We start from the raw sequence: 8482 nt of genomic DNA, 5'->3' as shown, positions 1-8482 counted from the left end.
ACTGACACACCGCCCCCACAGGGATTGCTCAATCATCCTCATGCAACTTGATCCCGCGTTTATGCAACACATGAGGCACCACCAGCACCAGCAGCGTCAGGGCGAGAAAGAACGCCGAGATCGGTTGCGTGACGAACACCGTCCAGTCGCCCTGGCCGATGGACAAGGCGTTGCGCAATTGTTTTTCGGCCATCGGCCCCAGCAGCATGCCGACGATCACCGGGGCGACGGGGAAGTCGAACCGCCGCATCAGCACCCCGCCCCAGCCAATCGCCAACATCAGCAGCAGGTCGAAGGATGAGTGGCGCATGCCATACACGCCGATGGTGGCGAATACCAGGATGCCGGCATTCAGGTACGGCCGGGGGATCTGCAGCAGTTTGACCCACAGCCCCACCAGCGGCAGGTTCAACACCAGCAGGATGACGTTGCCGATGTACAGCGAGGCCACCAACGTCCAGACCAGGTCGGCGGAAGTTTCGAACAGCATCGGCCCCGGTTGCAGGTTGTAGTTCTGGAACGCGGCCAGGAGGATCGCCGCGGTGGCGGACGTCGGGATGCCCAGGGTCAGCAACGGCACCAGGGACCCGGTCGCGCTGGCATTGTTGGCCGCTTCGGGGCCAGCGACCCCTTCGATAGCACCCTCGCCCTTGTTGGCGGAAAACTCCTTGGGGTACTTGCTGAGCTTGCGCTCGGTGGAATAGGACAGAAAGGTCGGGATCTCCGCACCGCCCGCCGGAATCGAACCAAACGGAAAGCCGATCAGCGTGCCCCGAAGCCACGCGGGCACCGAGCGTTTCCAGTCGGCACGGGTCATCCACAACGAGGTCAGGCGATGCCGCCCTTCGTTCGCTTCCGTTTGATAGAGCAGGCTGTACAAGGCCTCGCCCACCGCGAACAAGCCGACCGCCACCAGCACCACCTCGATACCGTCCACCAGTTCGGGAACGCCCAGGGTGTAGCGGGCAATGCCCGAGGTCGAGTCCAGGCCGATCAAACCGATGGTCAGCCCGACACCCAGCGAAGCGAATCCTCGCAGCATGGAAGCGCCGAGCACCGCCGACACGGTGGTGAACGACAGCACCAGGATCGCGAAATATTCGGTCGGGCCGAAATTCAGTGCCAGCCTGGCCACAACCGGCGCAAACAGCGTCAGCAACACCGTGGCGATGGTGCCGGCGACGAAGGAGCCTATCGCCGCCGTTGCCAGCGCAGGGCCGGCGCGGCCGTTGCGCGCCATCAGGTTGCCCTCCAGGGCCGTGACCATGGAAGACGATTCACCCGGGGTGTTGAGCAGGATCGAGGTGGTGGAACCGCCGAACTGCGCACCGTAGTAGATACCGGCGAACATGATCAGCGCGCCGGTGGGGTCGACCTTGGCGGTGATCGGCAACAGCAGGGCCACCGTCAGCGCCGGGCCGATCCCCGGCAACACGCCGATGGCGGTGCCGAGCAGGCAACCGATGAACCCCCACATCAGGTTGATCGGCGTCAGTGCCGAGGAAAACCCCATCGCCAGGCTTGAAAGAATGTCCACGGTGTCGATCTCCTTTCAAAGCCAGATGTTGATCAGCGACGGCAGGGAAACCCCCAGCCCGGCGTTGAACAGCCAGTAGATCGGCAGGGTCAGGGCAATGCCGATGGCCAGGTCCCGCAGCGGATGACGGCTGCCGAACCCCCGCGCCGAGCAGGCGAACAGCAACCCGGCGGCCAGCACAAAACCGATGAGGTTGATCAATAGCGCCACCCCGACAAGCCCGGCGGTCACCCAGGCGGCGCCGGTTTTTCCACCGGGCACCGTGCCTGCGTCGTCGTTATCCAGCTCGCGAAAACCGCCGCTGAGCGCCTGATAGCTCAGCAACAGGCCCACACCGCCGAGAAACGCCGCCACCACATAGGGGTAAACGTAGGCCGGGAGGATGACAAAACCCATTTCCGGCGGAAACCGGTAGGCCCCCATCGCCAACACCACGCTGATGGCGATCAGGCCGAGGCCGACCGCCAATTGCGTCGGCACCACTGTGCGCAGTGTGGCCATCTCAAAGCAGCCCGACCTTGACCAGCATGGCGTGCAACCGCACGTGTTCTTCCTCGACGAACTTGCCGAACTCATCACCGGTCAACACGCTGGGCGTCCAGGCGTTGGTCTGGATATTGTCCTGCCAGACCTTGCTCTTGGTGGCGGCCACGACAGCGTCGATCACCTCTTTACGCTGCTCCGGGGTGAGACCCGCCGCACCGTAGACGCCGCGCCAGTTGCCGATCGTCACGTCATAGCCGCTCTCCTTGAGGGTCGGTGCGTCAATACCGGGAACGCGCTCCGGTGCGCCGATAGCCAGGACACGGAACTGGCCGTTCTTGATGTACTGGCCCAGCTCGGCGAAACCGCCGGTGATCACCTTGAGCTGGCCACCCAGCGCCTGGGCAACCACCTCGCCACCGCCACCAAACGCCACGTAGTTCACCTTGTTGACCGGCACGTCCAGCTTGCCCGCCAGCTCGGCAATGCCGATGTGATCCACCGAGCCCTTGGAACCGCCGCCCCAGGTGATGCTCGTCGGGTTGGCCTTGAAGGCCTTGATCAGGTCATCGAGGGTCTTGAATTCCGATTCCTTGCGCACGGCGATCACGTTGTACTCGGTGAACAACCGGGCAATGGGCGTCACATCCTTCAGGCTGATCTGCGATTTGTTCTGTTCGATGCCCGCGACCATGATCGCGCCGACCACCAGCAACGCATTCGGATCGCCCTTGGTGCTGTTGGCAAATTGCGCCAGCCCCAGGGTCCCGCCCGCCCCGCCCTTGTTCTCGAAGGTCACGGCCTTGGCCGTATTGGCTTCGACCATGGCCTTGCCCAGCACACGGGCAGTCTGGTCATAACCACCGCCCACCGAGCCCGGAGCCATGAATTTCACGGTATCGAGGGCGAAGGCGGGTGCGACAAGCACGGCAGCGGTCAAACCGGCGGCCATGCAGCGACTGAAACGACGGATCAAAGCGGACATGGGCATCTCCTGATTGCATTGTTTTTATAGGTGCCGCTGGCCCATCGAGGTGCTCGATGAACATGGGCCTGCCAACAAGCTTAGGCCATGGATCCGCGGGTTGCTGCTGCCCCCCCTGTAGGAGCGAGCCTGCTCGCGATGGTCGTTAACGATTACGCGGGTCATCTGTGTAAACGCGGTGTCTGTACGTCCATCGCGAGCAGGCTCGCTCCTACAGGGGATTGCGGTGTTGCAGGCAGCGTTTCATTACAACTTTGTAATCGAGTTGTTGGTCGGCTGTCCGGATCGCTTCGTTAGCCTGAACTCACTGCCAGGCCAGACCCGGCAGCCCCCCTGCCCTTGTAGAGAGAGATTCGTCATGAAACTGTTGATCGCGGGCCTTGCCGCCCTGCTCGCCACCGGCTCGGCGTTTGCCGCCACCCAGTCCACCTCGCCAATCATCCACGACCAGGACGGCTTCTATGTCCCGGTGGAAGTGGCCAAGGTCCTGTCCATGACCGACCTCAACGGCAAGTGCGGCATCGTGCCCGCGCAGTTCAACTACCTCGACCACCAGGGTCGCGAGCATCAACTGGACTATCAGGTTCAGGGTGTGAACTGCCTTGGCGAGAACTGAGCGGATGCCTGCCATCACCGCCGATCGGGCTACACTTGCGCCACTGATGCGCCCCCGTAGCCCGACCGAACCAGGCAGAGTGTCCATGAACATCCTCGTAGTCGAAGACGAACCCAAGGCCGGCAATTACCTGCTCAACGGCCTGCAGGAACTCGGATACACCGTGAACCTGGCGCGCGACGGCGTCGATGGCCTGCACCTGGCCCTGGAGCACGACTTCGATGTGATCGTGCTGGACGTCATGATGCCGAAGATGGATGGCTGGGAAGTCCTGCGCCGCCTGCGCAAGGAAGCCGACACACCGGTGCTGTTCCTCACCGCCCGGGATGACATCGCCGACCGCATCAAGGGCCTCGAACTGGGCGCCGACGATTACCTGATCAAACCCTTTTCCTTCGCCGAACTGGTGGCGCGCCTGCGCACCCTGACCCGCCGCGGCCCTACCCGGGAAGACGAACACCTGCACGTCGACGACCTGCAGATCGACGTGCTCAAGCGTCGCGTCAGCCGTGCCGGCAACCGCATCACCCTGACCAACAAGGAATTTGCCCTGCTGCACCTGTTCGCCACGCATCAGGGCGAAGTGCTGTCACGCTCGATGATCGCCTCGCGGGTCTGGGACATGAATTTCGACAGCGACACCAATGTCGTCGATGTCGCGGTGCGCCGCCTGCGCCTGAAAATCGACGATCCGTTCCAGCTCAAGCTGATCCACAGCGTGCGCGGCATCGGCTATCGCTTCGACACTCAACCTTGAATGCCCCCATGAATGCCATGACGCCGCTGCGATCCGCCTCTCGTCTGAGCCACTCCCTGACCCTGCGCCTGGCGCTGGTGTTCGCCCTGCTGGCGTTTGTCTCACTGGCGCTGCTGGGCGTGGCGCTGTACCGCGACCTGGAACGCGAGTTGATCCATCGCGACGACATTGCCCTGATCACACGCATCGACCAGTTGCGTACCTTCCTCAACGACAGCAACACCCTGGACCTGATCAAGGCCAAGCCCGCGCTGTTCCAGAACATGATGGGCAACCGCGAGGCCCTGTTGACCATCGGCACCCCGGGCCAACCGCCGTTGCTGGTGGTCAATCCGGGCAACCTGACAATGCCGGTGCTGACGCCGGTGGCGATGGATCATCGACTGACCCTGGACGACGTGCAGCATTTGCCCAACGTCAACGGCGTGCCGTTTTCCGCCCTGGCGGCGACCATCGACTCCGGAGACCTGGGCAGCCTGCAAGTGGTGACCGGGCGCCTGATGACCGAACGCACCGCCGTGCTCGCCGATTACCGGCTCAACGTCTACCTGTTCGCCACCGTGGCCGCGATTCTGCTGGCGTTGTCCGGGTATGTGCTGGTGCATCGCGGCCTGTTGCCGGTGCGGCGCCTGGCCCGCCACACCCAGAGCATCGACGTCGGCAACCTCAACGAACGGCTCGACAGCCAGGGCGCACCGCTGGAGTTGCTGCCGATGATCGACGCCTTCAACGCCATGCTCGACCGCCTGGACAAAGGCTTTGTGCAATTGGGTCAGGTATCGACCGACATGGCCCACGAGCTGCGCACGCCGATCAACAACCTGCTCGGCGAAACCCAGGTGGCTTTGCAGCAGAACCGCAGCACCGACGCCTATCAGCAGTTGCTGGCCTCCAATGTCGAAGAGCTTGAACGCCTGGCGCGCATGCTCGACAACATGCTGTTCCTGGCCCGTACCGATCCGCGCAGTGCCTTGCGCCAGCGCCAGGAACTGGATGCCGCCGACGAAATGCAACGCATGGCCGACTATTTCGAAGGCCCGGCGACCGATGTAGGCATCAGCATCAATGCCCAAGGCAGCGGCCTGATCTGGGCCGAGCCCATGTTGCTGCGGCGCGCCCTGGCCAACCTGTGTGCCAACGCCATCAAGTACGGCGCCCCGCATTCCGAGCTGTGCATTCACGCCAACCCGACCGCCGACGGCATCCAGGTACAAGTGCGCAACCACGGCCAGACCATCCCGGCGCAGCATCTGCCCCGGCTGTTCGAACGCTTCTACCGGGTCGATGAATCCCGCGAGCGCTCGGCCCAGTCCAATGGCCTGGGCCTGTCGATCGTGGCGACGATCATGCAACTGCACAACGGCGCCTGCCATGTCAGCAGTGCCGACGGCATCACCTGCTTCGAACTGTTTTTCCCGGCGCGGCAACAGCATGAGTAGCGCCCGGGCGGAAACCGGCCGGACACTTTCGACAAAACATCGCTCAAGGCTGCGAGTCATGGCCTAACCTCATTGGCTAAGTGACTAACAACCCGTCGAGCTCGCCGATGTTCAATGTATGGAAGTCAATGATTTACGTCGCCTTCGCACTGCTGGTGGCGACCCCGGGATGGCTGTCGGCGGCGACCATCGCCGACACCCTTGCTCCCGCCCCCACAGCCCCGGTCATCAGCATCTCCGACAGCGAATTGCTGGGGTTGCAAAGCCAGCTGAACAGCCTCAAGCAGCAGGTTTCCCAGGCCAGCACCTACACCCAGCTGGAAAGCTCGCAGGACCTGGTGCTGGCACTGATCCAGAATATTGAACGCCTCTCCACATCGCTGCTGCCTGGACAGGCGCAGTTGCAGGCGCAACTCAACGTGCTGGGGCCCGTACCGCTCGACGAGAACGCCCAGGTGACGTCCGCCATTACCACCCAACGAGACACCCTCGGCCAGCAAAAAGACAGGATCGACAACCAGCTCAAGACCCTGGCCGCGCTGAAAGTCAGTGCCGCCGAGCTGATCACCCAGATTGCCAGTATTCGCCGCAGCCTGCTGGAGGCGGAGGTGACCCAGCAGACCAACAGCATCCTGAACCCGCGGTTCTGGTCGCCATTGTTCGATCTGCCAGTCGATGACCGCCAACGTTTCAGCGCCCTCGTCCAGCAACTCAATGTCACGCACCAGGCGGCCTGGCAACCCGGTCAACGCGCAATCACCGCCTCCCTGCTGGTGCTGGCCCTGGTCATCTGGAGCCTGGGGCGAAAATTCGCCGGTCGGGGTCTGGCGTGGCTGTGCATCCATCGAATGCCCGAAGGCCGGTTAAGGCGCAGCTCCCTGGCATTGGCCTCGGTACTGGCGACGGTGCTGAGCGCCGGCATCGCCCTGCAATTGCTGCACTTTGCCGCGACCCGGCAACTGCCCTACACCCCGCTGCTGGCCGACCTGGCGCAATACCTGGAAAAGCTGGCCTATACCTGCGTGATGATCACCGGATTGAGCCGCGCGTTGCTGTCGACCAAACATCCTTCATGGCGCCTGCCCGATATCGCCGATCCGGTGGCGCTGGCGATGGAACCCTACCCCAGGCGGCTGGCCAGCCTGCTGCTGGTGCTGGTGACACTGGTGCAGATGAGCAACGTCACCGGCATGAGCGCCGAAGTGGTGTTGTTCGGCCGGGGAATCGTGGCGTTGGTCGTGGCACTGGTGATCGGCGCTCTGCTGTTGCGTGTCAGCAAGACCCGACGGGCGCTGATCGTTGCCGGAGAGACTCCCGAAGGCGTCACCACGTCCGCCGGCCTGATTTATGTGTTTGCCGGCATTGCCGTGGTGGTATCCCTGTTCGCCCTGGTGATCGGTTACGTGACGATGGCACGGTTCATCACCTATGAAATGGTGTGGATTTTCATCGTCTTCGCCGCGTTCTACCTGCTCACGCAGGTGTACCAGGACACCTGCGAATCGCTTTTTTCACCCAGGCAACCAACCGGCAAGGCGATCAAACAGCTGCTGGGCATCGGCAATCCACGCCTGGAGCAGATATGCACCGTGTTTTCCGGGGCGGGCCGCGCCATCCTGATGCTGGTCGGCGTCATTGCGTTGTTTGTTGGCGGCGTAGGTACGACGTTCGGGCAATTGGTCACCAGCACCGCGGCCATTCTCGGTGGCGAAGGGCTGCGCAAGCTGAACATCGTCCCGGACAACTTGATGCGTGCCTTCCTGACACTGCTGATCGGTGTCTACCTGATTCGCACGCTACGCCGCTGGCTGGACGGCGAGTTCCTGCCGAAAACCGAGATGGACCCGGGCATGTGCGCCTCGCTGAGCACGCTGTTCGCCAACATCGGATACGCGTCGATCGTACTGCTCACGCTGTCGTCGCTGGGGATCAAGTGGACCAACCTGGCCTGGATCGTCAGCGCCCTGTCAGTGGGCATCGGCTTCGGCCTGCAGGAGATCGTGAAGAATTTCATCTCCGGCCTGATCCTGCTGACCGAGCGCCCGGTGAAGGTCGGCGACCTGATCAGCATCAGTGGCGTCGAAGGCGACATACGACGGATCAACGTGCGGGCCACGGAAATACAACTGGCCGACCGCTCGATCATGATCGTGCCCAACTCCCACCTGATTTCGCAGAACCTGCGCAACGTCACCCTCGGCGGCAGCGCCCAGGGCGTGGTGATACTCGAACTGATGTTCCCGCTGGATATCGATCCGGAACTGGTGCAAAACCTGCTGATGGACAGCTACACCGAGCACGAATCCATTCTGGATAAACCGGCGCCGTTCTTGCGCTTCAGCCAGTTGAAACCGGAAGGCATCACCTTGACCATCACCGGCTACGTCGGCAGCCCGCGCACGGTCGGGGCGATCAAGAGCGAGTTGCTCTTCGAGATACTCAAACGCCTGGGTGCCGCCGGCATTGAACTGGCGAAACCGCCACCGGCAGCGTGATTGCGGGAGCGACGGTGCGGCAATCCGACCTGCTCGCGATGGTCGCCCTGACAGCCGACCAATCTCCTGCAGATTCACGCAAATCAAACGGTAGGAGCTGGCTTGCCAGCGATGGCAGTCTGACAGCCAACTTGTCTTTGCTGAGCACACCTCACCCACTGTCATTTCTG

The 8482-nt window shown here is 62.7% G+C and carries 7 protein-coding genes; 4 read left to right on the top strand and 3 right to left on the bottom strand.

Features of this window, described 5'->3' with window-relative positions:
- Nucleotides 1-28 precede the first annotated feature (28 nt).
- From PMI26_RS04210 to PMI26_RS04220, 3 genes are read right to left on the bottom strand one after another with little or no spacing between them, the layout of a single operon-like run.
- The gene (locus PMI26_RS04210) at nt 29-1537 is read right to left on the bottom strand and encodes a tripartite tricarboxylate transporter permease (RefSeq protein WP_007979103.1); all 1509 of its coding nucleotides are present in this window, start codon (nt 1535-1537) and stop codon (nt 29-31) included.
- Between the two features lie 15 nt (nt 1538-1552).
- Nucleotides 1553-2038: a tripartite tricarboxylate transporter TctB family protein gene (locus PMI26_RS04215; RefSeq protein ID WP_007979102.1), complete on the bottom strand. Its 486-nt coding sequence runs from the start codon at nt 2036-2038 to the stop codon at nt 1553-1555.
- A gap of 1 nt (nt 2039) precedes the next feature.
- Nucleotides 2040-3005, bottom strand: a complete 966-nt coding sequence (locus PMI26_RS04220) for a Bug family tripartite tricarboxylate transporter substrate binding protein (protein ID WP_007979099.1) — start codon at nt 3003-3005, stop codon at nt 2040-2042.
- 358 nt (nt 3006-3363) lie between these two features.
- On the opposite strand from PMI26_RS04220, the gene PMI26_RS04225 reads away from it, so the two are divergent.
- The 4 genes from PMI26_RS04225 (at nt 3364) to PMI26_RS04240 (ending at nt 8312) form a co-directional block, all read left to right on the top strand.
- On the top strand, nt 3364-3621 hold the full coding sequence (locus PMI26_RS04225) for a DUF2790 domain-containing protein (protein ID WP_007979098.1): 258 nt from the start codon (nt 3364-3366) through the stop codon (nt 3619-3621).
- 85 nt (nt 3622-3706) lie between these two features.
- The gene (locus tag PMI26_RS04230; protein ID WP_007979096.1) at nt 3707-4378 is read left to right on the top strand and encodes a heavy metal response regulator transcription factor; all 672 of its coding nucleotides are present in this window, start codon (nt 3707-3709) and stop codon (nt 4376-4378) included.
- An 8-nt stretch (nt 4379-4386) separates the two neighbouring features.
- Nucleotides 4387-5817, top strand: coding sequence for a heavy metal sensor histidine kinase (locus PMI26_RS04235; RefSeq protein WP_007979095.1), 1431 nt, complete (start codon nt 4387-4389; stop codon nt 5815-5817).
- 107 nt (nt 5818-5924) lie between these two features.
- Complete coding sequence (locus tag PMI26_RS04240) at nt 5925-8312, top strand: DUF3772 domain-containing protein (protein ID WP_007979093.1); 2388 nt, start codon at nt 5925-5927, stop codon at nt 8310-8312.
- Nucleotides 8313-8482: the final 170 nt, after the last annotated feature.

It is taken from the genome of Pseudomonas sp. GM33, assembly GCF_000282295.1.
Lineage (GTDB): Bacteria > Pseudomonadota > Gammaproteobacteria > Pseudomonadales > Pseudomonadaceae > Aquipseudomonas > Aquipseudomonas laurylsulfatiphila.
This window is presented reverse-complemented; position numbering and strand designations above follow the sequence as displayed.

What these genes read in the sequence shown, in the direction of transcription:
- PMI26_RS04215 (WP_007979102.1), bottom strand. Translation starts at nt 2,038, where the DNA reads ATGGCCACACTGCGCACAGTGGTGCCGACGCAATTGGCGGTCGGCCTC.
- PMI26_RS04220 (WP_007979099.1), bottom strand. Translation starts at nt 3,005, where the DNA reads ATGTCCGCTTTGATCCGTCGTTTCAGTCGCTGCATGGCCGCCGGTTTG.
- PMI26_RS04240 (WP_007979093.1), top strand. Translation starts at nt 5,925, where the DNA reads ATGTTCAATGTATGGAAGTCAATGATTTACGTCGCCTTCGCACTGCTG.
- PMI26_RS04230 (WP_007979096.1), top strand. Translation starts at nt 3,707, where the DNA reads ATGAACATCCTCGTAGTCGAAGACGAACCCAAGGCCGGCAATTACCTG.
- PMI26_RS04235 (WP_007979095.1), top strand. Translation starts at nt 4,387, where the DNA reads ATGAATGCCATGACGCCGCTGCGATCCGCCTCTCGTCTGAGCCACTCC.
- PMI26_RS04225 (WP_007979098.1), top strand. Translation starts at nt 3,364, where the DNA reads ATGAAACTGTTGATCGCGGGCCTTGCCGCCCTGCTCGCCACCGGCTCG.